Source organism: Flavobacterium sp. DW-iso2 (assembly GCF_058725285.1).
In genome coordinates this window covers 14,844-39,986 of sequence record NZ_JBZXDY010000018.1, presented here as the reverse complement: position 1 = coordinate 39,986, position 25,143 = coordinate 14,844, and the positions used below count along the sequence as shown (strand labels likewise).

The window sequence follows — 25,143 nt, the reverse complement described above, 5'->3', positions numbered from 1 at the left end:
CTTTTTTTATATTGTTGAAAAGTCGAAAGCTTTTCCAAGAAACACTTACAAGCTTTAAACCTTAAATCTAATATTAAACGCCAAACGATTCTCCACAACCGCAAGTTCTGCTTGCATTTGGATTAACAAATACAAATCCTTTTCCGTTTAAGCCTCCCACATAATCGAGCTCCGTACCTATTAAGTAAAGGAAGCTTTTTTTGTCAACGGCAATCTTTATTCCTTTGTCTTCAAAAACCTTATCGCTCTCTGTAATCACATTGTCAAACACGAGTTTATAAGTAAGACCGGAACATCCGCCACCATCCACACCTACTCTAATAAAGGTTCCTTCTGGGCTGTTTTCGTTTGCTATTAAACTTAATGCGTGTTCTTTTGCATTTTCTGAAACTGTTATCATTCTATTTCTAATTAATGATTATAATAATTCTTTATTTTCTCCACTTATTTCTTCAAATAAACTTTTAAAAGTAACTGTAGCTTCTTTTTCACCATGGGACAAATCAGATAGTGTGATGGTATCTAGTAACTTATCTATTGCAGATTGAACTATGGTCCAAAGTGATCGAATGGAGCAATCAACTGAATTGCTGCATATTTTCATTACGCCAACATGATTGACGCAAAATTGTTCGTCAAATAACCGCCCGCCTAAGGCATTCAAAATATCGTTTACTGTTATCGTATTTGCAGGTCTGGCCAATACATATCCTCCAACATGTCCTTTGGTACTATTAATTAAACCTTCCATACGAAGGATTCGGGTCAATTTAGAAACATTAGGTTGCGATAATCCTTCCGCTTCACTGAGCTGAGGAATGCTCAAGCCGGACTGATCATTACATTTTGCAATCCGGACTAATAGTCTTAAGCCATATTCGTCTTGTGCTGTTATTTTCATTGTTTAAAAGTTTGATGTTTTAATAATGGATTTTTAATATTTAAAATAAACCTATAAGACAAATGTAAACATTGTTTTTCAATATATACTAAAAAGTATATATTAATTTATACTAAAAAGTATATTAATGGATTTAGTAAAAACTACTATAAAAAGTATCTCTTCATTTGAAACCTCTTTATTGTAACAAAGAGCAATCTGTTAAATGACTAACAACGCTTATTAATCTAAGAAAATAGCCTTTTGTTAATCATACGATTAACCTTAATTCAGTACCTCGGTTAAAAAAAAAAGTTAAAATTGACCTTGAAGGTTGTTTTTTCAGGATACAGTCAACTGTCCAAAGAAGAACTTGACTTAAAAAAATAATAGAAAAGCAAAGGAATTATGCTAACTATTATAGATAAATAATTAAACGAACTACATTATTTTTATTAGCTATGAAACAAGCAAGTACTTTCGATTATAAAAAAAATGAAACAAAAAAGTGATGCATTATACTCAAAATCATCAATATAATAGGATAATATCTCCTACTTATATACTAATAACTATACTTAGAAGAGCTAGTAATTAAACGTAATTATATACAAAAAAGCTCCGATTTTGAAAAATTGGAGCTTTTTTTAATGAAAGAGATTTAAAAACTACTTGTCTTTTCTTCTTTTGCGTTCTGTCTTTATTAGTCCTAACTCGCGACTAGTTTGACCAGCTACTGAAGTATTTTCCTCTGCACGACGAATGAGGTATGGCATAACATCTTTTACGGGACCAAAGGGCAAATATTTGGCAACGTTATAATGATGATCCGCTAGGTTATAACTGATATTATCACTCATACCATACAATTGACCAAACCAAATTCTGTCATCCTTAGTAGGTATTCCCTTTGCTTCCATCAGCGACATTAAATTATAAGTACTTTCTTCATTATGAGTACCAGCAAAAACAGACATGTTGTCTATATGATCGATCATATAATGCACTGCTGCGTCGTAATTAGCGTCTGTAGCTTCCTTTGACGAACAAATGGGTGTTGGATATCCTTTTTCTTCAGCTCTGTTGTTTTCTTTTTCCATGTAAGCACCACGAACTAACTTCATTCCGATAAAAAAGCCTTCTTTTTTTGCCACATCATGCAACTTTTTTAAATAATCCAAACGATCCCAACGATACATTTGTAGCGTATTAAAAACAATTGCTTTTTCTTTATTGTATTTGCGCATCATCTCAGTAACTAAATCGTCAGCCGCATCTTGCATCCAACTTTCTTCTCCGTCAATAAGTAACGCTACATCTTTTTTATGTGCTTCACTGCAAACCAAATCAAAACGAGCCACTACTCGATCCCACTCTTCTTGCTCTTTTGAAGTTAATGTTTGTTTTGCTCCAAGTTTTTCATACAATTCAAAACGACCAAGGCCCGTTGGTTTAAAAACCGCAAATGGTATTGCCTGACGTTCTTTGGCAAATTCTACAGTTTTTAAAGTCATCGCCAAGGCAGCGTCAAATTGATCTTCTTCCTCTTTCCCTTCTACTGAATAATCCAATACCGAAGATACTCCTTTGGTATACATTCTATCAACAACAGAAAGGCAGTCATTTTCATTTACTCCTCCACAAAAATGATCGAAAACGGTAGCGCGTATCAAACCTTCCACTGGAAGATTAACATTTAATGCAAAATTAGTAACCGCTGCTCCTATTCGTACCAATGGTTGGTTGGATATCATTTTAAAAAGAAAGTAAGCTCTATCTAGTTCTGTATCACTTTTTAAAGCGAAGGCCACTTGCGTATTATTGAATATTTTGTCCATTTAACGATGTTTTTTTCACAAATATAAAGAGAGTTTTATAAATATTTATCAAATTAATAATAATAAAAAATACAATCCCTGTTTGACAATATTTTCAATAAACTTCTTATTAAAATTAATAATTTATAGATTTGTACTAATATTTTAAAAAATAAAAATGAATAAGAAAAATAATTCTACTACTTCTATAAAATCAGATTCCGTTTCTCCAAATAGTACTTATTATGATTTTATGTCTTTATTTTTCTTTAGTTGTTATTTAGTATTAGATTTCTTACCTGATTTTAAAAGTATAGAGATTATTGGTACTCAATTTTTTTACTTATCTGTTTTAAACTGCATAATTGTTGTCTATTTATATAAAAACCCTTCTTTGCTTTCGCAGAATTTGATTGGGGCTTTAAAAAAAGATTCGGTCTTTAAAACTTATATCGTATTTCTATTCTTTTGCGGAATTACATTATTTACTGCAAAAAACATTTCAATAGCTATAGTCAGTTTTACCGAGCTTCTGGTTGTATTAACTATGTTCTTCAATTTATATGTACTATTTTACAAAAGACTGTATTTGATCTATAAAGTTTCATTTATAGTAGGTATAAGTGTGTTTCTTCAAACATCCTTTACCTTTTTTCATTTATTCAAAGAAATTAAAACTAATGCTATTTTCACTGCGATTTCTAATTTAAAGGGAAATACTGGGAATATAAATGTTTATGCCGCTAGTTTGAGTATAAAAATTCCATTCATACTAATAGGAATTACTCATTTTTCAAAAATAAAAAAATGGGTTCTAACCCTGTCTCTCTTCTTAGCTGCTTTAACTATTTTACTAATAAGTGCTAGAGCCGCATATATTAGTATGTTTTTTATAATCTTACTATTCATAGTTTATTACTTAAAAACAAACACGTTAAAAAAGTCCAGTTTTATTAATGTTGTATATATAGGTATAGCATTAATTGCATCTTTTATAATAACAAATTCAGTATTTAAATACAATAATGGTAAAGATCGCTTTGAATCAGTGACAAGCAGAGTTACACAAATCGTTGACAAAAAAGAAGCTTCAATAAATGCACGATTAACCTATTGGAACACCGCATTATCTATTATTAAAAAAAATCCCGTGTTAGGTGTTGGAATAGGCAACTGGAAAATTGAAAGTTTGACCTATGAAAAAGCATATATAGATGATGCATTTATTTCGTCACATACTCATAATGATTTTCTAGAAATTGCAGCAGAAACGGGCGTGTTTAACGGATTAGTATATCTCTTGCTATTTATACTTTTATTAGTTAGGAATTTAAAAAAGATAGTTAGGAAGAACGACTCAACTAATAAAAATGTTGCAATTGTAACAACATTAGTATTGGTTAGTTATGGTATAGATGCGCTCTTCAATTTTCCGCTATATCGATCTACAATGCAATTTAGTTTTGCCGTCCTTTTAGCTTTTACAATCTTAAATGATTCAAAAAAGGAAGTTGAAGAAAACAAAGAAGCTGAAAATTCGTTTTTTTCAATAGGAGTTATAGTTCTGTCTCTACTTACAATATATTTTACTTTTGTAACTTTAAGGACTTATCAACTTGAATATCAAATTAAATACAGTAAAATTAATTCGACTGAAATTAACGACAGATTCCCGAAGTTCCCTAATGTTGGAATCTATGCTGAATCCTTTGCTGAACATTTAGCAATTGCCTATTATAATGAAGATAATTATATAAAAGCCGCAGAGTACTTTAATGTGGCCAAAAACATTAACCCTTATTTAGGCATACCAGATTGGTATTTACATAAAATTGAAAAATTAAAAGGGAATAGTGATGATGCCTATAAATATGCAAAAAATGCTTTTTACATGCGACCTAGAAATAGTAATTATTTCCTAGATGTTCTAACTATGGCTTCAAAGAAAAAAGATACACTTGAAATACTAAAAATTCATAACTTATTTTCTAGCTATAGAAAAATGCCGAGTAACTGGAAAAATACTGCTTCGGCCTTATATAATTCCAATTATAAAATAAAGAAAATTATAGTATTTGTTGATCAAGGATTACTTTCTTTCCCAAAAGACACTGCCCTTTTAAAGCGAAAAAGAATATTAACCGAACGATTGAAAGGAGTAAAAAACAGCGATAATTTACTACCCCAAGATAATCCAGTTTCACCTTTGGCTAAGATAAATTATATGGTTGAGGCAAAAAAATTGGGGGATCAACTAAAATTTGAAAAAGCAATTGAATTCTATAAAATGGCATCTCAAGAAAATCCTGAAAAAAGAGTTATTTTACAGGACATCGGTATTTGTTATTATAAATTAAATAAAATTGATTTAGCAATAAAGTATTTAAAACAAACTTTGAATGATCCTAATTTAGAAAGTGGAAAGACTGAATATTTATTAGCTGGTTGTTATATGAATCTAAAGGACAAAGAAAACGGATGCAAATATTTGACAATAGCTTTTGATAAAAAGTATCCCAATACAGAAGTTCTTTTAAATAAACTTTGTAAATAATAAACGATCCATTTGATAAATTTTCTGATAAAAATAAATCATTGGTAAAAGAAAAATTAAATAATTTAGAATAATTAAACAGAATAATGGAATTTGTTATTTTACTAAATTCAAAATGAATCTGATAAAATATTATTTAGAAAAACCTTAAATTCGCCAATTATACCAATTAATTATTGATGTATAAAAAATTATCTAAGAACTGAAGTTGTAATATTCGATATTGCATATAAAATAGTAAAACATGTCAAATTTATTAAAAACAATCGAAGCAAGTAATCATCCTATTCATTTCAATGAAAAAGGATATGAAGCTTTAAATTTACATTTAAACCAAAATAAATATTCCAAAGTTTTTGTAATTGTAGACAGTCATACCAATGAATTTTGCTTGCCAATTTTTTTGCCCTACTTAGAAACAGAGTTGATAATTGAAATTATCGAATTTGAAGCTGGTGAAGAGAATAAAAATATTGAGACTTGCGTTCAAATATGGAACGTACTAACAGAACTTGGCGCTGATAGAAAAAGCCTCGTCATAAATCTTGGTGGCGGTGTTGTTACTGATTTAGGTGGCTTTGTAGCCTCAACCTTTAAACGAGGTATTGATTTTATCAATATTCCTACAACCTTGCTTTCAATGGTTGATGCTTCTGTAGGAGGAAAAAACGGAGTTGATTTAGGAAATTTAAAGAATCAAATAGGTGTTTTTAATTTGCCAATAATGGTACTTATAGATACACAATATCTAGAAACGCTTGCGCGAAATGAAATGCGCTCCGGTCTTGCCGAAATGCTAAAACATGGTTTGATCTTCGATAAAGCATATTGGGAACAATTTTTAGATCTGAAAGCAATTGACTTTGCCGATTTTGACGAGCTAATTTACCGTTCCGTTACAATTAAGAACGAAATAGTAACATTAGACCCTACTGAAAAAAATATCCGGAAATCATTAAACTTTGGTCATACACTGGGTCACGCGATTGAAAGTTATTTTCTTGAGAGTGAAAGTAAAACTACCTTATTACATGGAGAAGCCATTGCAGTAGGAATGATTCTGGAAAGTTATATCTCTTTCGAAAAAGAATTGATAAGTGAATCTGAGTATATCCAAATTAAAACAACAATAAAGTCTATCTTTGATGATATCGTGTTTCTTGAAAACGACATCGAACCCATACTAGAATTACTCATTCACGACAAGAAAAATGAGTATGGTACCATACAATTTGCCTTGATAGAAGGCATTGGTAAAATAAAAATAAATCAATCTGTTGAAAATGAATTAATTCTTAAAGCATTTAACGATTATAAATCTTAAATATTTTTTAGTTAAAAGGATTGCATTACGTATATATTATTTTTTACATTTGCCGCAATGAAAAACAATCAAAAACAAGGGAATTACAGTTCAGATGAAAACAGAAACAATAAATCTTTTTTAAGGATATTGAGGCGTTTTTATTCGACCAAAGAATATTTTTGTTTTGATCTGTCTCAACATTTAAAAGTAGATCACGAAAAACTTCAGATTATTTATGCAAACATTAGGGTTTGAAAATTAGTTTAATTCTTAATACCAATTTAATTAATCTACAATACTAAAAGCTACATGAATACAAAATATTCTGATCTAATCAATCAAACGTATTACTTTCCACAAGAAGAATTTACTTTAAACAAAGACAATCTAAAGTTTCACAATATTGATTTGATGAAACTCGTTGAAGAGTATGGTACTCCATTAAAATTCACCTATTTACCTCAAATTTCAAATAACATCAACAAAGCCAAAAATTGGTTTCGTAAATCGATGGAGAAAAATAAATATGAGGCAAAGTATTATTATTGCTATTGTACAAAAAGCTCCCATTTTGAATTCATTATGAATGAAGCTTTTAAAAATAATATTCATGTTGAAACTTCTTCTGCTTTCGATATTAATATTGTTGAAAATTTGATGGCAAATGGAAAAATAAACAAAAGCACTTATGTTATATGTAACGGTTTCAAAAGAGACCAATACATCGAAAATATTGCAAGGTTAATTAATAACGGGCATAAAAATACCATTCCTATTATTGATAATTTTGAAGAGCTGGATTTACTTCAGGCAGAAATTAACGGAAAGTTCAAAATTGGAATTCGTATTGCTGCCGAGGAAGAACCAAAATTTGAGTTCTATACTTCCCGTCTTGGAATTGGGTATAAAAACATTGTTAGTTTTTACAAAAAACAAATTCAGGATAATGATAAATTGGAACTTAAAATGTTGCACTTTTTTATCAATACAGGAATCAACGATACGGCTTACTACTGGAATGAATTAGTGAAATGTATTAAAGTGTACATCGCATTAAAAAAAGAATGTCCTACATTGGATGGTTTAAATATTGGTGGTGGATTTCCTATAAAAAATTCATTAGCGTTTGAATACGATTATCAATACATGATTGATGAAATCATCAATCAGATAAAAATTGCCTGTGATGAGGCTGAAGTTGACGTTCCAAATATCTTTACTGAATTTGGTTCTTTTACCGTAGGAGAAAGCGGAGGCGCTATTTATCAAATTTTGTATCAAAAGCAACAAAATGATAGAGAAAAATGGAACATGATTGATTCTTCTTTTATCACTACTTTACCTGATACTTGGGCAATCAACAAACGTTTTATTATGTTGGCAATCAACCGTTGGAATGAAACTTACGAACGGGTTTTACTAGGTGGTTTAACTTGTGATAGTGATGATTATTACAATTCTGAGCAAAATATGAATGCCATCTATTTACCAAAATACAATAAGGAAAAACCATTATACATTGGATTTTTTAATACAGGGGCCTATCAAGAAACGATTGGCGGATACGGAGGTTTGCATCACTGTTTAATTCCACAACCCAAACACATCTTAATCAATAGAGATGAAAATGGAATCATAGCAACCGAAGTATTCTCAGAACAACAAACAGCCGATGACGTATTAAAAATTTTAGGTTACGACAAAAAATAAACAAATAAATACACAATTAGTCAATTTAAAAATTATTATATTTGAATCTAACCATTCAATGAGTTGATTTTTAAATCTTTAAACCAAATAAAATGAGTAAAGGACCTATAAGTCAGTTTATAGAAAAGCATTATTTGCATTTCAATTCTGCGGCTTTAGTAGATGCAGCAAAAGGCTATGAACAACAGCTAGCAAATGGAGCTAAAATGATGGTAACTCTTGCTGGAGCAATGAGTACTGCCGAAATTGGAAAGATTTTTGCAGAAATGATTCGTCAAGACAAAGTACAAATTATATCTTGTACAGGTGCAAATTTAGAAGAAGATATCATGAACTTGGTAGCTCATTCACATTACGAAAGAGTACCGAACTACCGTGATTTGACTCCAGAACAAGAATGGGACTTACTTGAAAGAGGGTTAAATCGAGTAACAGATACTTGTATTCCTGAGCATGAAGCATTCCGTCGTTTACAAAAACACATCTACAAAATTTGGAAAGACGCTGATGACAAAGGAGAACGTTATTTACCGCATGAATTTATGTACAAAATGCTTTTATCAGGCGTTTTAGAAGAATATTACGAAATTGATTTGAAAGACAGTTGGATGTATGCTGCAGCAGAAAAAAACTTACCAATTATCTGTCCAGGATGGGAAGATAGTACTATGGGAAATATTTTTGCTTCCTATGTCATTAAAGGAGATTTAAAAGTCTCTACGATGAAATCTGGAATAGAATACATGACATTTTTAGCAGATTGGTATCCTAAAAATTCCGCTAATGGAGTAGGATTTTTCCAAATTGGTGGCGGTATAGCTGGAGATTTCCCAATTTGCGTGGTTCCAATGTTGTACCAAGATATGGAAATGCCAGAAACACCTTTTTGGAGTTATTTCTGCCAGATTTCAGATTCAACTACCAGTTACGGTTCGTATTCTGGAGCAGTACCGAATGAAAAAATTACTTGGGGTAAATTAGATATAAAAACACCTAAGTTTATTATTGAGTCAGATGCTACAATTGTGGCCCCTCTTATTTTTGCTTATTTATTAGATTTATAGAGTATCCTTATGAAAAGAGTAATTGTTGATTACGCAAAGCTAACCAATGAAATTTTAAACCTTTTGGTGGAAAAATTTCCTGATGGTTATGATGATTCAAATATCGTTCGTTTTAGAAACGCTAAAAATGAATTAATTGAAGCAGTTGAAGTACACACAGATGACACTAATTATTTAGTGAAAGTAAGTACCAAGTTAGCTGATCGAATTGAAAACTATGACGAAGATGATGAAATCGATGATGAAATCGAACCAATCATTCCAATAAAAGGACTTGATTTAGATGATGACAACGATGATGACGATGATGACGATGACAATCGCGATAAACCGGATGTTGATGAAGACGATGAAGATTCAGACAAGTCTGATTATTCTGATGACGAGGACGACGATGATGAAGATTAACTTCACTTAAAAATACAAAAGGAACTCTTAATCGAGTTCCTTTTTTTTAGCAGATTAATAAAATATGTATTTTTATTATTTATATCGAATTAAAATCAAAGGCACCATTCATTAAATGATCACATCTCAAATATTACATGACTCTTTAAAAGAAAATTTTGGTTTTGAAAAATTCAGAACCAACCAGGAGCAAATTATAAATACTATTTTATCCGGTCAAGATACCCTAGCAATTATGCCTACGGGCGGCGGAAAATCGATTTGTTTTCAATTGCCTGCACTTTTATTTCCGGGAATTACAATAGTAATATCACCGCTAATTGCTTTAATGAAAGATCAAGTAGATAGTTTAAAAGCAAATGGAATTCAGGCTTGTTTTATTAACAGTAGTCAATCTAATGAAGAACAGCAATTACACATTCAAAACCTAAAAGACAATAAAGTCAAAATGGTTTATGTAGCTCCAGAAAGCTTGTCTTATTTAGAAAATGCATTTAGCCAGATCACCATAAGCCTTATCGCAATTGATGAAGCACATTGTATTTCTTCTTGGGGACATGACTTTAGACCTGCTTATACTAACTTGGGATATTTAAAAAATCGCTTCCCTTCTACTCCAATTTTAGCTTTAACTGCCACAGCAGATAAAGCTACACGTAAGGACATTAGCCAACAATTAAACTTAGTAAATCCTAAATCGTTTATCTCTTCTTTTGATCGAAAGAACCTTAGTTTAGAAGTACGCCCCGCACTCGACAGAGTCAAACAAATAATTGATTTCATCAGTGATAAGCCTACCGAATCAGGAATTATTTATTGCTTAAGCAGAAAAACAACAGAAGAACTTGCAGCAAAACTTAAAAAAGCAGGAGTCAACGCAAAAGCATATCATGCCGGCTTAGACATTATGGTACGATCGCAAACTCAAGACGACTTTATTAATGATGATTGCCAAGTTGTTTGTGCTACTATTGCTTTTGGTATGGGAATCGACAAATCAAATGTTCGCTGGGTCATACATTATAATTTGCCTAAAAACATTGAAGGCTATTATCAGGAAATAGGAAGAGCTGGCCGCGATGGCCTACCTTCTGAAACTATTTTATTCGAAAGTTATGGAGATGTTATCCAATTACAGAAATTTGCTTCCCAAGGTTTAAATGCAGAAGTGCAACTGGCGAAGCTCGAAAGAATGAAACAGTATGCAGACGCATTGAGTTGTCGGAGAAAAATACTACTGTCGTATTTTGGCGAACTAGTAACTGAAAATTGTGGAAACTGCGACATTTGTAAAAATCCACCTGAATTTTTTGACGGAACGATCATCGCACAGAAAGCTTTATCGGCCATTATTCGTCTGAAAGAATCAGAGCCACTGCCCGTTATTATTGATTTTTTGAGAGGTTCAAAGAATGCTTATATATTCGAAAATGAATATCAAAACCTAAAAACCTACGCCGTAGGGAGTGATATATCGTGGTACGACTGGAATCAGTATATTATTCAATTAATCAATCAAGGCTTGTGTGAAATTGCTTTTCACCGACAAAATAAAATTCGCTTGACCGCATTAGCACGTGAAGTTTTATTTGAAGGAGACAAAGTACAATTGACAACAGTTATAAAAGTCAACACCGAAAAAACAGAAACTAAAGCAACCAAAAGCAAATCAGCAGCCGACTCTCTTTTTGAAACCCTCCGCAAATTGCGTTATGAAATCTCTAAAGAGGAAAGTGTTCCTGCATATGTCATTTTCAGTGATGCTGCTTTACGCCAAATGGAAACAATACGGCCAATGAGTGATGACGAATTCATTACCATTGACGGAGTAGGAAAAGCAAAACTAGAGAAATATGGAGATGCCTTTATAAAAGCAATAATTGCATTTCAAAAAAACAAAGTAGTAAAACCTAAAAAAGAGGCAGGCACCTATAAAGAAACACTACTATTGTTTCAAAGCGGATTATCTACGCAGGAAATTGCGTTGAAGCGCAAATTAGGTATTGGCACAATTATGTCACATGTAGCGAAATTATATTTGGACGGAGAAACGATTGACTTACATCAATTTGTTTCTGAAGACGAAGTAAGTTTGATCGCTAAAGCCAAATTACATCTAGAAAGTCCGACAACTTTAAAACCGTATTATGATTACCTTGAAGAAAAAATAGCCTACGATAAAATAAGATTGGCTTTGGCTATTATCGAAAAAGAAAAACGGAACTAATAATCTATTATTATGATTACTTCATTTCCACATTTTGTAAATTCTCAGACAGAAATTCTAATTTTAGGCACGATGCCTGGCGTTGTCTCTCTTGAAAAGCAAGAATACTATGCGCACAAAAGAAATCATTTTTGGAAAATTATATACACCCTTTTTGATAATTTGCCGATCTCAGAAATTTTTGAAGAAAAAATAAAACTTTTACAGTCCAATAATATGGGTTTATGGGATGTTTTAGAAAATTGTGAACGAAAAGGAAGTTTAGATGTCCATATAAAAAATCAAAAAGAGAATGATTTTGAATCGTTGTTCAACGAATTTCCCAGTATTCACAAAATAATTTTCAACGGAAAAGAAAGCCATCGTTATTTCGTTAAAAAGTTTGGACAAATAGAAGGCATCACGTATTATGTGATGCCTTCAACTAGTCCTGCAAATACAATGTCTTTTGAAAATAAATTAAAAATATGGTCGACTTGCTTCCAATAATTTATAAATATCTTTCCTGAAAAACATTTTGGTGATGCTTTTGATGCCCAATAATGATAAACCCAATCGCACGTACTGAAACGGGACTGCTTGAAGCAACTCCCATTCTTGTTAACTGCTCTTCAGAAAAACTTTTAAACAGCGCTAAAGTAGATTGTCTTACCACCGCCAATTCTGTCAATAATCCTTGCAGATTTCTTTCGTTAGCATTGGTATTATCAACATAATCGTTTTCTTCAAAACCTGGTAAAGGGGTTTTATCATTTCTAGAAATACGCATGGCACGGTAACTAAAAACACGCTCGGTATCAATAAGGTGCTGAATGATGTCTTTTATAGTCCATTTTCCTTCCGCATAACGGTAATCGAATTTATCCATAGGGATGTTCTGTACAAATTTGATAAAATCATGAAGACATATTTCTAATTCTTCAATCATATTAACGTCGTCTAATACATGAACATAACCCGCATAAAAGGGAGCATACTCCGTATCTGGTAATTGGTTTGATTTCATTTTTTTACTTGTTTATGCTGAGTTTCTACTTGCGTTTGTGTTTCCAAAAAGCGAACGCATTACAATTTTTTCATACACCTTTATTAAATTCTCATCTGGTACACTTTCTTTATTAAGCTCATTAATTCTTAATAAAGCATATTGCTGTATTGTCAATAATGGCAATACAATACGTTCTCTAATTTGAATAGATGCTTTACCATCGGGATAGTTTTCCATCAACTCTGTATGACCAGCAATTTTTAGTAACAATCGTTTAGATTCTAAAAATTCTTCATAAATAATTTGCCAGAATTCTCCAAATTCAGGATCGTTTTTCATGTAAGCCGTTAATGGAAAAAAGGACTTAGTAATTGACATCATACTGTTTTCTAAAAGTGTTTTAAAAAATAGAGAATTGTCATATAAGTCTTGAACTTTATCCCATTGCTCCGTATCTTCAAAATGTTTTAATGCTGTACCTACTCCAAAAAATCCAGGGACATTTTGCTTCAACTGACTCCAAGAACCAACAAATGGAATCGCTCTTAGATCATTAAAATCTAACTGTTCCGACTTCCCTCTTTTTGAAGGTCGGCTTCCTATATTAGTTCTAGCATAATACTTCAAAGTACTCATCTGTTCCAAATAAGGAATAAACTTTGGGTGATTCTTAAAACTTAGGTATTTTTTATAGCCCAAATCAGCTAATTGCCCCATTACATTCTTTTCATCTAGAGATAACTCATTCTTATTTTTACTAAACACTTGATTTGTAACCCCAGCACTTAATAAATTTTCCAAATTATATCTACAAGAGTCTAAAGTCCCAAAATTTGAACTTATTGTTTGTCCCTGAACGGTAATTTGAATTTCTTTGTTTTCTATATTCGGACCTAAAGAAGCATAAAATTTGTGTGTTTTACCACCACCACGAGCTGGCGGACCACCACGCCCATCAAAGAAAATCACTTTTACTCCGTATTTCCTTGAAATCTCGGTAAGCGCTTCCTTCGCTTGATAAATACTCCAATTCGCCATTAAATACCCACCATCTTTTGTACCATCAGAAAAACCAACCATTATCGTTTGTTTCATTCCTCTATTTTTTAAATGATTTGCATACATCGGATTAGTATACAATTGCTCCATACTGTTGTGCGCATTCAATAAATCTTCAACTGACTCAAAAAGCGGCACAACATCCACTGTAGGCTCTTCCCAATCACATAAACGGATCATTGCAAAAGTTTCGAGTACATTGAGTGCGTTCTCGTTATTACTTATTATATACCGGTTAGCACCAAACTCCCCATTATTTTTCTGAATTACCTTTATCGCTTGAATTGACTCAATAGTCGACTTTGTTATTTCATTGTCAAAATCATTTGAGTTTATATCTCCTTTGACATTTGCTAACACTTCAAATTTCTCTCCTTCCGATAAATCATAATAGTTTTCAGGAAAAATAGTTGAATTTGATTTTACATAAAAATCATGAATATCTTTAAAAACAGCATCATGTATTCTACTATTTTGACGGATATCTAAAGTAGCAAAATGAAAACCAAATAAGTTCACTTTAATAAGAAGTGCTTCTAATTGATCTAAATACAACGACTGATGCTGCTCTATAACAATTCTCTTTATCTTATTTAATTGCGCTTTAAACTCCTCTAAAGTGATGTAGATTTCCCCTTTTGAATAAAAAACAGAACGGTAAAGTTTATGTTCAAGTTCAGCAACTAAAACATCTACATTAAAGAACGTTAGCTTCCTTTTTAAATTTCTAATTTCAATATAATAACACTTTAATATTGAAGTTCTTAATCGTTCGGCTACGTTCAATGTGATCTCAGTTGTCACAAACGGATTCCCATCACGATCTCCACCAGGCCAGAAGCCTAATTTTATCAAAGCATTTTGAATCGATTCACCATGAAAAACATTCTTCTGCAAGTAATGAACCATGTCTCCTGAAGTACTGTAAAACACATTCTCAAGGTACCAAATCAAACTAACCGCTTCATCAAATGGATTTGGTTTTTCGTTTTTTATAAATGGTGTTTTGCCCAATTGAGCTAAAAGCTCTTTTATATTCAGTAAATTATTTCCGCGTATAGCGTCTGTTAAATCGTTAATGATACCGAGGACTGAACCAGGGTAAAACTGAGTAGGATGCGCCGTTAGCACTGTTCTTACATTAAAATTTTCAAGAAAGTCAATCAACTCTTCCTTCTTTCCTTTTGCATCTGCTTTTTCTTTAATATCTCGTAACGATCCCCTACCTTCCATATTATTTACAATGGGAAAAGCAGCATCTTCGACTGCGTCAAAAAGAACGATTTGACGTTCAATGTATTGGATAAAACGAAACATGATATCAATTTTATCTGCTTCTTCATTACTATGCGAATACTTATTAGTAAAAAAATCCACAATTTCTTTTGGAGTCTGCAGTTTTTTAAAACCACTCTCGCAAACATCTGTAAACAAAGGAAGTAAAGCCCCTGTATTGTCTATAGAATCAAATGGCAAAGTAATAAATACACTATTGTAAATATTGTATTTAGAGAGGACGTTTTGGTTAAAACGCTCGATTTTTGGCAGCGTGTACATAATTTTGTTGTAGTTGGTTGAGTTTAGCGGAAAATAGTTATAAAAAAAATAACCCCAAGAACTAACTTGAGGTTATAGTAAAATATAGCAATCAAGTGTATTACATGTTTTTAAATATCGTATGCATCAAGCGCTTCTTATCATTGATGCTTTCTTCCAATGAAATCATAGTTTCTGTTCTATAAACACCGTCAATATCATCAATCATAAAAATAACATCCTTAGCATGCTTTGTATCTTTGGCTCTAATTTTACAGAAAATATTAAATTTTCCAGTAGTTACAGAAGCCACAGTCACAAAAGGAATCTCATTAATACGCTGTAAAACGAATTTAGTTTGAGATGTATTATTAAGAAATACTCCTACATAAGCAATAAATGAATACCCTAATTTGTCATAATCAAGCACTAATGACGAACCCATAATGATTCCTGCATCTTCCATTTTTTTAACTCTAACATGGACAGTTCCAGCAGAAATTAATAATTTCTTGGCAATATCTGTGAACGGAACTCTTGTGTTATCAATCAACATATCTAATATCTGGTGATCTACTTCATCTAAACGGAACTTACTCATATTTCTATAATTAATATTTATAATTGACTAATACAAAGTTTAAAAATATACATAAAAACAATAAATTGACGCAAAAAATTATTTTTTTATCAATCCATTAACAAATTTAACGCTATTTTCTAAATAAAAATTGGCTTTTTGATTTAATTTCGGAAAACTACCGTCTTTATCTTTATATTCTGCTTCTTTTGCATCATACTCGAAATGACCATAATATCCTTCTAAATCTCCAATCTCTACAAAATAAGCATTAAAAAACAGTTCGTTTTCTATTAACTCCTCTTTGTATTGTGCGGCAAAATTCGTAATTTTTTCAATACCATCATAATTTAATTTGACATTTTTATATAAAAAATCATAAAAAACGACTTTATTTTGAGGAATATTCAAATATTTGTTAATTCCGTTAACAACTATATCGTTTTCGCTAAGTATCGCAAAACTAGAAGTTAATGCCATAAAAATGTACTTTCTTGTTTTTTCTCTTTGATAATCCTCTTGAAAATGTCCTGCCTCAAATAATAAAGTAGGTACTCCAAGTGCCTGAAAAGTATCTCCAATACAGTTTAGATTAAAAGAATCATCAAATCGACCTATCTGACCTGGTATATACTGCTGTAAGACCTTATTAATACCTGCAATAAGATTAATAGCCTTCAATCGAGATTCGTTTATTTCGCGCTCTTCGTTAAATGAAGGAGCCAAAAAAGAAACTGTAGCAGGCTTACCGGTACTTTCTACTCCAAAAATAGTACGCTGGTCATGCAGATTAAAGCAATAATTAGGTTGAAATGAATCAAAAACATCTCTCAACACCCTGCTTTCCGGTTGTGTTAAGTTTTGGGAATCCCTATTCAAATCAACTTCATTTGCGTTTACACGAGTATACCGCTGCGCACCATCTGGATTCAACATTGGAATACAACAAAAAGTAAACGTATTTAACAATTCCGCAGCAAGCACCGAACCATTATGTAGCACATTTAAAAAGTCAAACAAGGCTTTTGTGGTTGTACTTTCATTTCCGTGCATTTGAGACCAAAGCAATATTTTAGTTTTCCCTTCGCCAATTTGATAGCTATAAATTGGTTTTTTAAGCACCGATTCCCCAATAACTGATAGTTGATTATTCGTGTTTAATCGGTTTAATAAAGGTTCAATTGATTCTAAAGGAAGGTACCTTCCTTCAATAGACTGCTCTTTATTATCATTGAATAATTGTTCTAAATCCATAGTGTATTATTTGATTTACAAAAGTAAACATCTTTATTTTTACAATTGTAAACAGATTGAAATTGGTAGATTTTATAAATGTAAACAGTATTATACCGTTATATAAGCATTCGATGGAGTTGCTAAATGACAAATGTCACTCCGTTTACTATCATGAAAGATATATTTAATTATCAGTATGTTAGCGTACCTATATTAATGCTTTAATTATGCTTAAATACTGAGTCGGATACAATTTACACTTGTAATTTTGCTATTCTTATTGGAATGTGTTACATTTGTAAATACATTAATTTGAATAGCTATTTACAATGGTAAACACTGAGGATTTTATTAAACGACTCGAAATTATATTGGATTATTATAGTTTAAATGCTTCGGCATTTGCTGACAAAATTGGCGTACAACGCTCCAGCTTGTCTCACCTTCTATCGGGCAGAAATAAACCCAGCTTGGATTTTATTCTTAAAATTCTTGATGTTTTTCCTGATGTAGATTTGTATTGGATTTTGAATGGGAAAGGCAGTTTTCCAAAAAATGACGAACCAATTCAAAATCAGGAAAAGAAATTAGATGAAATAATCAAACCAAATGCACCTGCTCCAATTCCAGAATCTATTGCACCTCAAAATTTATTTTCTGAAGAGAAAAACCAAGAAGAGAAAAACAGATTTGTTTCAAAAAATGAAAATATTCAAAATGTAGTCACTGAATCCATTTCGGGTGAAGTGGAAAAAATTGTGTTCTTTTATAAAAATGGTACTTTCAAAGTTTTTACGCCAAACTAAAAAAGCCAACCCTTTTTTAATAAAAGGATTGGCTTTTTTAAATGCGACTAATTTTAAGTTGGAATTATTCTTTAAATCCTTTTTCGGCAATTTTACCTTCTACTCCTTCAAAATGCTTTTTTAAAATAGTCAGGTCTTCTTCAATATTTCCTGTTGGCATTAGCGGAGCTCCAAGATTAACTTCTTTTTTTCCAAAATTAAATGCAACTGGAACTATGGGCACATTTGCTTTTAAAGCGATATAGTAAAATCCTGTTTTAAGTTGGTCTACTTTATTGCGTGTTCCTTCTGGAGCTACGGCAAGACGAAAAGTTTCTCTTCTGCTAAAAATGGCTGCAATCGAATCTACTTTATTCATTCCGCCAGATCGATCGAGCGGCTCTCCTCCCATGTATTTGAAATACCAACCCAAAGGAAAAGTAAACAATTCCTTTTTCCCCACAAAATTCATTTCTAGTCCTGTTATACCTCTAGTAAAAATACCTAGATAAAAATCATGAGCGCTGGTATGTGGCATAATCATCATCACACATTTTTTTATGACTGGGTCAATCGTACCTACAATTTTCCAACCCATAAGGCGGAAAAAGATCCATTTATAAATTTGTTTCTTCATTACTCTCTAATTTGTTGCAAAATATATAATTTAAAACTTATTTTTGATAAAAACCGTCTTTGATGTTTAAAAAAGTACTTAGTTACCTTATTCCTATTAATATTCACACCGTAAAATCTGCTTTAAGCAAATCCATTGAGATTACTTGGGCAAATGGTGAATTAGTATTGGATTCAGAAAATACTAATTATTCTTACGGCAGTTTACAACGTATTTTAAGATTAGGACTAAAAACCATTGGCTTCGACAAAATAAATAAAATGAATCACATTTTAGTGCTTGGCGTCGCTGGCGGTAGTGTTGTAAAAACGTTAGTTGATGAAATTAATTTTGATGGAAAAATTACTGGAGTCGAAATTGATCCCGAAATTATCAAAGTGGCCAATCACTATTTTAAACTGGATGAAATTCAACAACTAGAAATCGTAATTGATGATGCTTTTGAATTTGTTTTGAAAACCAAAGAGAAATACGATTTGATTATTATTGATGTTTTCCAGGATACTACAATGCCTAATTTTTTATATGAAACTTATTTTATCAATCGCATTTGCTATCTATTAAAAAGCAAAGGATTTGTACTCTTCAATACGATGCTTCTAAATAAGGAACACAACCTTAGAAATAAAAAATACATCTCAGATTTTTGCACCACTAATTACAGTATAAAATCGATACCCAGAATTGAAGTTCATAATGAGTTAATTGTTATTGAAAAAAAAGTCTAAAATAAATTAATGCTCCATTTTTTCCTTTTGATAAATAAAACATATATTTCGTACTTTCGATAGGAATAGCAAAACTAAATTTAATGAAAAAAGTCTTTCGCAAACTACTTTTAGGTAATGTTACCAAAATGGCAAAGCCAGAGTTTAATCCTGTTCAAAAGAGAATTCAGAATATAAAAGCAATTTGGAATAACGACCATCAGGATGATAACGGAATAGAAAAAATTGTTCGTTTATTCCTTTCGACTTCGCAGTTATTTTTTCCAGGAATTTATATTAAATATTTAGTTTCAAAAAAAGGAGCAGAATATGAAGACCTAGCAGTGGATTTCTATGTTTTGCTAAAAGTGAGTTTACCATTATTGATTCTCATGAATCATTGGCAAAACCATCCTTTCATTCTTGGTATAATGGTTTATGTTATGCTAGAAACGATTTTATACATTCCCACATTAATTTTTGCCTCTGATCTATTTTCAAAACCGCGTTCTTATAAAAGATCGATGCTATTGCTTTTCTTTAATTATATAGAAATGGTATTCGGTTTTGCAGCTTTGTATTCCTTCACTAATAATTTCAACAAACCCTTTACGCATTGGTTTGATGCTATTTATTTTAGTACGGTAACTTCATCCACAATTGGGTATGGTGATTTTTATCCCATAGACCCTTTGGGGAAATTTTTAGTAAGTGTACAATCTACGATTGTGCTGATGTTTGTGGTTTTATTCCTGAATTTTTTCTCTACCAAAATAAAATCTAAAGGCTATTTTGACCAAGACAGTAACTAACAGTTTACAGCATCAGTCTTGCTTTTTCTAAATCTTCGGGAGTATCGATTCCAATCCCTACATGTGTAGTTTCAACCATTTTGATGCGTTTTCCAAATTCTAAGTAACGTAGTTGCTCTAGTTTTTCGGATGCTTCCAATGATTTCATAGGCAAACTATAAAAATCCAACAAGGCTTGCTTCCTGAAGGCATAAATCCCGATGTGCTGCATGTAACGAACCCCTACGTTCTTTTCTCTGGGATAAGGAATTACCGAACGCGAAAAATACAATGCAAAACCGTTTTGATCTGTTACTACTTTCACGTTATTGGGATTATTGATGACTTCCTCATCCATAATTTCGCGCATTAGCGAAGCCAAATCGACCTCGCCAGCAGCATCTTTTCTGAAGATTTCAATCAATTTCATTAAAGGTTCCGTATCAATAAAAGGTTCGTCCCCTTGTACATTAACCACAATTTCCACATCTAGATTCGCAACTGCTTCTGCAATTCGATCACTCCCCGATTCATGCTCTTTGATGCTCATAATGGCTTTTCCTCCGTTAGAAACAATTTCTAAAAAAATTAAATCAGAATCCGTCACTACAAAAACATCATCAAACAATTGTGTGCTTACTGCTGCTTCATAGGTTCTTAAAATCACAGTTTTTCCTCCAAGGTCTTGCATCAATTTAGCAGGAAATCGTGTAGAGGCGTAACGGGCGGGAATGACGGCTATTATTTTCATGTTTATGTGTTTGTTCATGTTTTTGCCACGAAGGCGCTAAGACGCTAAGAAAAAATTTAATTCAACTGATACAAAGGCTTGTTTATATTGTCAGCAAATATATCAATTCTTGTTTTATTTTTGTCTGGAATATGTACTTGGATTATTGTGATTTTTTTTACTGCAATATTAAAATGATAGACCTTCTCTATAAATTTTAAAATGTTATTAAAATTGGATTATGATCACTTAAATGTTTCCAATCTTTAAATTCACCAACTTCAATATTTGTAAGTTTTTCAACGAAATTTTTAGATCCGAAGCAATAATCTATATGATATGGCTTTTCTATATTTCGCTGTAAATAAAATGTAGGCTGTTTTTCTTCTCCTTGTTTTTCTTTTGTGAAATTATGATAAAGGCTTTCAATTCCTAATTCATTTAACTCTTTGACGACATCAGAATGATTCCACCATCTATCCCAACAATCCCACCTAACATTACTATTAAAATCCCCCGCAATTATTATATTCTTAAAGTTGCTTTTATTTACTTGAAGATATTTCCAAAACTGCCCGATGTAGCCAAAAGTTGGAGAATTATTTTTGTGAGTCCAAATAGCTAATAAATTAAAACTTTCATTAACTGAACAAGGTAGAAAGTGTTTTACATTATGATCTTTATATTTATTAGTCCAATCTAATTTTTTTAATTTAATTTCTTTCGCTGCAAAGATTCCAATCCCTTTATTTTTAGAACCTCCAATCCATAAATAATTTTCAGCCCAAATTTGATATTTCTTATCTTTTGATTCTTCTGGATTTTCGCATTCTTGAATAATTATTATATCAGCATTTAATGAAGTAATTTGTTCGAATTTATTTCTAAAAGCCCCGTTACAATTCCAAGTTACTATTTTCATTTAAACTATATTCTTTTAAGTTAATAAAAACAAACCCCACTTAGTGAAAGTGAGGTTTGCTTTTTTTTAAATATCTAAATCTGTATAATGTCCTTTTAAACTATGTATTAATAAAATCCCATCGGTAGGTATCTCATACAAAATACGATGTTCTTCATTTATTTTTCTCGACCAAGTTCCTTGTAAATTATATTTTAATGCTTCAGGTTTTCCAATACCTTCAAATGGGCTTTTTATTATATCTTCAATAAGAAGTTGAATCTTTTTTTGAATCGCTTTATTTCCTGATTTTTTCCAAAACCCAATATGTTCTATTGCTTTTTTGGTGAATTTTACTTCCATAAATCTTCAACAGACATCGTCGTAGATTCGCCGCGATTATATTCAGCTTTACCTTCTTGCACTGATTTTACAAAATCAGGATTATAGGGACTGTCCTCATACTGAACAGTAACATTTCTAACTCCTTTTAGATGTTCTAAAAGTGTTTTAACAAACGAAATGTGTTTTTCATCGACTTCAATAGTTATTGTACTCATAAAATGACTTTTTGTAATACAAATATAATAAAAACAATCCTCCTTTGTAATTATTTTAAAACTCTAATCCTTCGTTTTCTTAATCAAAATTCTTTTTAAATATCTATTTACTGGATTTTCAAACCAGATTAAACTAATATAACTTATTATGAGCGAAACGATTAAAATGATGGAAATAATTAAATATTCATTTGTAATATGAAGGAGCGATTTATTTAACATTAAGAAATATTTCAAAACTAGTTGATGAAACATATAAAAACCAAAACTTATTTCGCCAAGTAAAATCAAAGTGTTAGTAGATAATAATCTTGATACTACGCCTTTTTGGAATGCAAAAACCAGTATTAAAAAACTCATGGGTAACCAATAGTAAATGGAATATCGAACCACTAATGGAAGCTCGCTATGAAAAATAAAAAAAACAACTAATAATAGTATGGAACTAAATTCCAAGACATTATAATTAATGACCTTCTCTGTATTTTTTATTTTTAAATATAATTCGAAAAGAAGTATTCCAACGACAAAATCAAAAATCCTAAAAAATGGATTAACATAGAATAGATTTTTATAATAGATTGGAGGGATTACTAACATCAATATTGGCAGTAAAAGTAAAAATGGAATTAATAAGCCTTTACTGTATTTAAGAATTTTGAGTTTCGAAATTAAAAGGATTAAAAAGGGAAAAAGTAAATAGAAAAAAAGCTCATTAGATATACTCCATGACGGAGAGTTAAAAGAAAAGTATATTTTCTTTATTGGAACAAAACTTTGGGTCAATGTAGAATTAAAAAACAACTGTTTGAACCAAAGTGAAAGTTCAAAATTTACATTTTGAATCGTTATGGGGACAGCAATTAGTAAGGTTAATAGATGAAGCGGGTAGATTCGGGCAATTCTGGCGATATAAAAATTAGATTTTGATATTTTTTGATTTAACATCGAATCGCGGTAATTATAAGCAAGAATAAAACCACTTAAAATAAAAAAGAAACTTACTCCTATGTATCCCTCTTTCAAAATAGATTCATGAATCCACCGCAAAGTCGATGATTTACTTTTTGCCAAAAAAGTCATATGATGTACAAATATCATAAAAGCAAAAAGGAAGCGTAACGAAGTAAGCGGTTTAATCATTTATTTTTAAAAATTAGATTCGGTTATAACGGCGAAAAGAACGAAATTATTCCACAAAACTCTCGTCTTTAAAACCGATCAAATATAATTTATTTTTTGCTCTTGTCATAGCGGTATACAACCATCGGATGTAATCTCTATCAATTCCGTTTGGCAAATAAGGTTGTTCAATAAAAACAGTATTCCACTGCCCTCCTTGCGATTTATGACAGGTAATCGCATAAGAGAATTTTACTTGCAAGCCATTAAAATATTCGTTGGCTTTTACTTTTTGAAATTGCTTGTACTTGGTCTCCCCTTCATAGTCTTTCAAAACTTCCTGATATAATCTGTTTGATTCTTCGTAAGTCAAGGACGGTGATTCACTTTTTATAGTGTCTAATAATAGAACCGTTTCAAAAGGCTTTTGATCTGGATAATCGACCATTCTAATTTTTACATTGGCAAACTTAAAACCGTAGAGTTCCTTAATATTGAAAATCTCTAATACTTCAATAATATCCCCATTGGCAATAAAACCAGCTTCATCTGAATCTTTCAACCAAAAATAATTGTTCTTAACTACCATCAGGAAATCGCCTGAGGACAATTCGCTTTCTTTATCGAGAATTTTGGTTCTAATTTGCTCATTATATTGATTGGCTCTTTTATTCGAACGAACAATAAAAGCGGTGTCTTCTATACTATAATTACTGTAGGCTGAGTTGATCGCATCCTGAATGTCATACCCATCAGTCAGGCGAACAATGTCTTTAAATTTTCGAACATTAAACTGAAAATCTGTGATGAAGGAATCTTTCAATAATTCCCGAAGTTCCGTTGCATTATACAATATTCCAGAATCCTCTTCCTGACGCATCACTTCGTCAAGTTCGATATATTCGACTTCCTTATTATAATTCAAACTCAATGTATGGGTATCCAATGCTGGACTAATATCTAAATTCACCGGAGGCAATTGAGCTGTATCTCCCAATAAAATCATCTTGCAATTTGTTCCTGAATACACATATGAAATCAAATCATCGAGCAAAGAACCGTTTTCGTACAATTTAGAATCCGAGTTGGTGTCCGAAATCATCGAGGCTTCATCAACGATAAATATGGTGTTTTTATGTTTGTTTTGTTGCAAGGTGAAAGAAACTCCCCCACCAGAAGACTTTTTTGGAAAATAGATTTTTTTATGAATCGTAAAAGCTGGTTTGTTCGAATAACTGGCGATTACTTTTGCGGCACGACCTGTTGGCGCAAGCAAAACATATTTTTTATTTATGTCCAAAAGGTTATTTACAATCGTCGAAATTACCGTCGTTTTACCCGTTCCTGCATAACCTTTAAGGACAAAAATCGTGTCGTTATCCGTTTCAGTTAAAAAAATAGCGATCTTTTGAAAAAAAATATCCTGTTTGTACGTGGGAGCAAAAGGGAATTTATTTCGTAAAAGACTATAAAACAAGGAGGAGTTCATCTGACATATTTTAACTGCAAAGTAAGGGTTTCAATATCAAAAACCAATGAAAATTT

The 25,143-nt window shown here is 31.6% G+C and carries 24 protein-coding genes; 10 read left to right on the top strand and 14 right to left on the bottom strand.

Going from position 1 to position 25,143, the window contains the following annotated elements; genetic code table 11:
- Positions 1-73 precede the first annotated feature (73 nt).
- The 3 genes from AC4PRO_RS12490 to AC4PRO_RS12480 all read right to left on the bottom strand — a co-directional run bounded on the left by AC4PRO_RS12490 (position 74) and on the right by AC4PRO_RS12480 (position 2,718).
- A complete protein-coding gene (locus AC4PRO_RS12490; RefSeq protein ID WP_074723354.1) occupies positions 74-400 on the bottom strand; it encodes a HesB/IscA family protein in 327 nt (108 codons plus the stop codon).
- 18 nt (positions 401-418) lie between these two features.
- A complete protein-coding gene (locus tag AC4PRO_RS12485) occupies positions 419-901 on the bottom strand; it encodes an RrF2 family transcriptional regulator (RefSeq protein WP_073351071.1) in 483 nt (160 codons plus the stop codon).
- A gap of 647 nt (positions 902-1,548) precedes the next feature.
- Positions 1,549-2,718 carry a proline dehydrogenase family protein gene (locus AC4PRO_RS12480; protein ID WP_074723356.1) on the bottom strand — a complete coding sequence of 390 codons (1,170 nt, stop codon included), beginning with the start codon at positions 2,716-2,718 and terminating at the stop codon, positions 1,549-1,551.
- Between the two features lie 157 nt (positions 2,719-2,875).
- On the opposite strand from AC4PRO_RS12480, the gene AC4PRO_RS12475 reads away from it, so the two are divergent.
- The 7 genes from AC4PRO_RS12475 (at position 2,876) to AC4PRO_RS12445 (ending at position 12,455) form a co-directional block, all read left to right on the top strand.
- Entirely contained in the window at positions 2,876-5,251 is a 2,376-nt protein-coding gene (locus AC4PRO_RS12475; protein WP_492117565.1) for an O-antigen ligase family protein, read from the top strand.
- A gap of 244 nt (positions 5,252-5,495) precedes the next feature.
- Entirely contained in the window at positions 5,496-6,575 is a 1,080-nt protein-coding gene (aroB, locus tag AC4PRO_RS12470) for a 3-dehydroquinate synthase (RefSeq protein ID WP_492117564.1), read from the top strand.
- Positions 6,576-6,866: 291 nt separating this feature from the next.
- Entirely contained in the window at positions 6,867-8,267 is a 1,401-nt protein-coding gene (locus AC4PRO_RS12465) for a type III PLP-dependent enzyme domain-containing protein (protein WP_074723360.1), read from the top strand.
- A 92-nt stretch (positions 8,268-8,359) separates the two neighbouring features.
- The gene (locus tag AC4PRO_RS12460; protein ID WP_074723361.1) at positions 8,360-9,331 is read left to right on the top strand and encodes a deoxyhypusine synthase family protein; all 972 of its coding nucleotides are present in this window, start codon (positions 8,360-8,362) and stop codon (positions 9,329-9,331) included.
- 9 nt (positions 9,332-9,340) lie between these two features.
- Positions 9,341-9,739 carry a DNA primase gene (locus AC4PRO_RS12455; protein WP_074723362.1) on the top strand — a complete coding sequence of 133 codons (399 nt, stop codon included), beginning with the start codon at positions 9,341-9,343 and terminating at the stop codon, positions 9,737-9,739.
- Between the two features lie 115 nt (positions 9,740-9,854).
- Positions 9,855-11,966, top strand: a complete 2,112-nt coding sequence (recQ, locus tag AC4PRO_RS12450) for a DNA helicase RecQ (RefSeq protein WP_492117563.1) — start codon at positions 9,855-9,857, stop codon at positions 11,964-11,966.
- Between the two features lie 12 nt (positions 11,967-11,978).
- Positions 11,979-12,455, top strand: a complete 477-nt coding sequence (locus AC4PRO_RS12445) for a DNA-deoxyinosine glycosylase (RefSeq protein WP_492117562.1) — start codon at positions 11,979-11,981, stop codon at positions 12,453-12,455.
- A gap of 1 nt (position 12,456) precedes the next feature.
- Here the strand turns inward: AC4PRO_RS12445 and AC4PRO_RS12440 are convergent, their stop codons facing one another.
- The 4 genes from AC4PRO_RS12440 to AC4PRO_RS12425 form a co-directional block, all read right to left on the bottom strand.
- Entirely contained in the window at positions 12,457-12,972 is a 516-nt protein-coding gene (locus AC4PRO_RS12440; protein WP_492117561.1) for a DinB family protein, read from the bottom strand.
- Between the two features lie 12 nt (positions 12,973-12,984).
- Positions 12,985-15,570 (bottom strand): phosphoenolpyruvate carboxylase, encoded by a 2,586-nt coding sequence (locus AC4PRO_RS12435; RefSeq protein ID WP_492117560.1) that lies wholly within the window; start codon positions 15,568-15,570, stop codon positions 12,985-12,987.
- A 100-nt stretch (positions 15,571-15,670) separates the two neighbouring features.
- Positions 15,671-16,150 carry an Lrp/AsnC family transcriptional regulator gene (locus AC4PRO_RS12430; RefSeq protein ID WP_007139244.1) on the bottom strand — a complete coding sequence of 160 codons (480 nt, stop codon included), beginning with the start codon at positions 16,148-16,150 and terminating at the stop codon, positions 15,671-15,673.
- 78 nt (positions 16,151-16,228) lie between these two features.
- Positions 16,229-17,383, bottom strand: a complete 1,155-nt coding sequence (locus AC4PRO_RS12425; RefSeq protein ID WP_492117559.1) for a M14 family metallopeptidase — start codon at positions 17,381-17,383, stop codon at positions 16,229-16,231.
- A 311-nt stretch (positions 17,384-17,694) separates the two neighbouring features.
- Between AC4PRO_RS12425 and AC4PRO_RS12420 the strand changes: the two genes are divergently transcribed.
- Complete coding sequence (locus tag AC4PRO_RS12420; protein WP_492117558.1) at positions 17,695-18,171, top strand: helix-turn-helix domain-containing protein; 477 nt, start codon at positions 17,695-17,697, stop codon at positions 18,169-18,171.
- Between the two features lie 64 nt (positions 18,172-18,235).
- On the opposite strand, the gene AC4PRO_RS12415 is transcribed toward AC4PRO_RS12420, so the two are convergent.
- Positions 18,236-18,787 carry a 1-acyl-sn-glycerol-3-phosphate acyltransferase gene (locus AC4PRO_RS12415; RefSeq protein WP_492117557.1) on the bottom strand — a complete coding sequence of 184 codons (552 nt, stop codon included), beginning with the start codon at positions 18,785-18,787 and terminating at the stop codon, positions 18,236-18,238.
- Positions 18,788-18,849: 62 nt separating this feature from the next.
- Here AC4PRO_RS12415 and AC4PRO_RS12410 point away from each other — a divergent pair, with 62 nt between their 5' ends.
- Together AC4PRO_RS12410 and AC4PRO_RS12405 are read left to right on the top strand one after the other, a co-directional pair.
- The gene (locus AC4PRO_RS12410) at positions 18,850-19,515 is read left to right on the top strand and encodes a spermidine synthase (RefSeq protein WP_074723370.1); all 666 of its coding nucleotides are present in this window, start codon (positions 18,850-18,852) and stop codon (positions 19,513-19,515) included.
- Between the two features lie 83 nt (positions 19,516-19,598).
- Complete coding sequence (locus AC4PRO_RS12405; RefSeq protein WP_492117556.1) at positions 19,599-20,306, top strand: potassium channel family protein; 708 nt, start codon at positions 19,599-19,601, stop codon at positions 20,304-20,306.
- 4 nt (positions 20,307-20,310) lie between these two features.
- Here the strand turns inward: AC4PRO_RS12405 and kdsB are convergent, their stop codons facing one another.
- From kdsB to AC4PRO_RS12375, 6 genes are all read right to left on the bottom strand, one after another.
- On the bottom strand, positions 20,311-21,036 hold the full coding sequence (kdsB, locus tag AC4PRO_RS12400) for a 3-deoxy-manno-octulosonate cytidylyltransferase (protein WP_492117601.1): 726 nt from the start codon (positions 21,034-21,036) through the stop codon (positions 20,311-20,313).
- 196 nt (positions 21,037-21,232) lie between these two features.
- On the bottom strand, positions 21,233-21,937 hold the full coding sequence (locus AC4PRO_RS12395) for an endonuclease/exonuclease/phosphatase family protein (protein WP_492117555.1): 705 nt from the start codon (positions 21,935-21,937) through the stop codon (positions 21,233-21,235).
- Positions 21,938-22,003: 66 nt separating this feature from the next.
- Complete coding sequence (locus AC4PRO_RS12390) at positions 22,004-22,279, bottom strand: Txe/YoeB family addiction module toxin (protein WP_492117554.1); 276 nt, start codon at positions 22,277-22,279, stop codon at positions 22,004-22,006.
- Entirely contained in the window at positions 22,270-22,476 is a 207-nt protein-coding gene (locus AC4PRO_RS12385; protein WP_492117553.1) for a DUF2683 family protein, read from the bottom strand. The genes AC4PRO_RS12390 and AC4PRO_RS12385 overlap by 10 nt, the downstream gene beginning before the upstream one ends.
- 63 nt (positions 22,477-22,539) lie before the next feature.
- A complete protein-coding gene (locus AC4PRO_RS12380) occupies positions 22,540-23,619 on the bottom strand; it encodes an acyltransferase family protein (RefSeq protein ID WP_492117552.1) in 1,080 nt (359 codons plus the stop codon).
- A 46-nt stretch (positions 23,620-23,665) separates the two neighbouring features.
- The gene (locus AC4PRO_RS12375) at positions 23,666-25,087 is read right to left on the bottom strand and encodes an ATP-dependent DNA helicase (RefSeq protein ID WP_492117551.1); all 1,422 of its coding nucleotides are present in this window, start codon (positions 25,085-25,087) and stop codon (positions 23,666-23,668) included.
- Between the last annotated feature and the right edge of the window lie 56 nt (positions 25,088-25,143).

Excerpts from the sequence above, each read along its gene's own strand:
- AC4PRO_RS12490 (WP_074723354.1), bottom strand. The coding sequence starts at position 400 with ATGATAACAGTTTCAGAAAATGCAAAAGAACACGCATTAAGTTTAATA.
- AC4PRO_RS12485 (WP_073351071.1), bottom strand. The coding sequence starts at position 901 with ATGAAAATAACAGCACAAGACGAATATGGCTTAAGACTATTAGTCCGG.
- AC4PRO_RS12480 (WP_074723356.1), bottom strand. The coding sequence starts at position 2,718 with ATGGACAAAATATTCAATAATACGCAAGTGGCCTTCGCTTTAAAAAGT.
- AC4PRO_RS12475 (WP_492117565.1), top strand. The coding sequence starts at position 2,876 with ATGAATAAGAAAAATAATTCTACTACTTCTATAAAATCAGATTCCGTT.
- aroB (WP_492117564.1), top strand. The coding sequence starts at position 5,496 with ATGTCAAATTTATTAAAAACAATCGAAGCAAGTAATCATCCTATTCAT.
- AC4PRO_RS12465 (WP_074723360.1), top strand. The coding sequence starts at position 6,867 with ATGAATACAAAATATTCTGATCTAATCAATCAAACGTATTACTTTCCA.
- AC4PRO_RS12460 (WP_074723361.1), top strand. The coding sequence starts at position 8,360 with ATGAGTAAAGGACCTATAAGTCAGTTTATAGAAAAGCATTATTTGCAT.
- AC4PRO_RS12455 (WP_074723362.1), top strand. The coding sequence starts at position 9,341 with ATGAAAAGAGTAATTGTTGATTACGCAAAGCTAACCAATGAAATTTTA.
- recQ (WP_492117563.1), top strand. The coding sequence starts at position 9,855 with ATGATCACATCTCAAATATTACATGACTCTTTAAAAGAAAATTTTGGT.
- AC4PRO_RS12445 (WP_492117562.1), top strand. The coding sequence starts at position 11,979 with ATGATTACTTCATTTCCACATTTTGTAAATTCTCAGACAGAAATTCTA.
- AC4PRO_RS12440 (WP_492117561.1), bottom strand. The coding sequence starts at position 12,972 with ATGAAATCAAACCAATTACCAGATACGGAGTATGCTCCCTTTTATGCG.
- AC4PRO_RS12435 (WP_492117560.1), bottom strand. The coding sequence starts at position 15,570 with ATGTACACGCTGCCAAAAATCGAGCGTTTTAACCAAAACGTCCTCTCT.
- AC4PRO_RS12430 (WP_007139244.1), bottom strand. The coding sequence starts at position 16,150 with ATGAGTAAGTTCCGTTTAGATGAAGTAGATCACCAGATATTAGATATG.
- AC4PRO_RS12425 (WP_492117559.1), bottom strand. The coding sequence starts at position 17,383 with ATGGATTTAGAACAATTATTCAATGATAATAAAGAGCAGTCTATTGAA.
- AC4PRO_RS12420 (WP_492117558.1), top strand. The coding sequence starts at position 17,695 with ATGGTAAACACTGAGGATTTTATTAAACGACTCGAAATTATATTGGAT.
- AC4PRO_RS12415 (WP_492117557.1), bottom strand. The coding sequence starts at position 18,787 with ATGAAGAAACAAATTTATAAATGGATCTTTTTCCGCCTTATGGGTTGG.
- AC4PRO_RS12410 (WP_074723370.1), top strand. The coding sequence starts at position 18,850 with ATGTTTAAAAAAGTACTTAGTTACCTTATTCCTATTAATATTCACACC.
- AC4PRO_RS12405 (WP_492117556.1), top strand. The coding sequence starts at position 19,599 with ATGAAAAAAGTCTTTCGCAAACTACTTTTAGGTAATGTTACCAAAATG.
- kdsB (WP_492117601.1), bottom strand. The coding sequence starts at position 21,036 with ATGAAAATAATAGCCGTCATTCCCGCCCGTTACGCCTCTACACGATTT.
- AC4PRO_RS12395 (WP_492117555.1), bottom strand. The coding sequence starts at position 21,937 with ATGAAAATAGTAACTTGGAATTGTAACGGGGCTTTTAGAAATAAATTC.
- AC4PRO_RS12390 (WP_492117554.1), bottom strand. The coding sequence starts at position 22,279 with ATGGAAGTAAAATTCACCAAAAAAGCAATAGAACATATTGGGTTTTGG.
- AC4PRO_RS12385 (WP_492117553.1), bottom strand. The coding sequence starts at position 22,476 with ATGAGTACAATAACTATTGAAGTCGATGAAAAACACATTTCGTTTGTT.
- AC4PRO_RS12380 (WP_492117552.1), bottom strand. The coding sequence starts at position 23,619 with ATGATTAAACCGCTTACTTCGTTACGCTTCCTTTTTGCTTTTATGATA.
- AC4PRO_RS12375 (WP_492117551.1), bottom strand. The coding sequence starts at position 25,087 with ATGAACTCCTCCTTGTTTTATAGTCTTTTACGAAATAAATTCCCTTTT.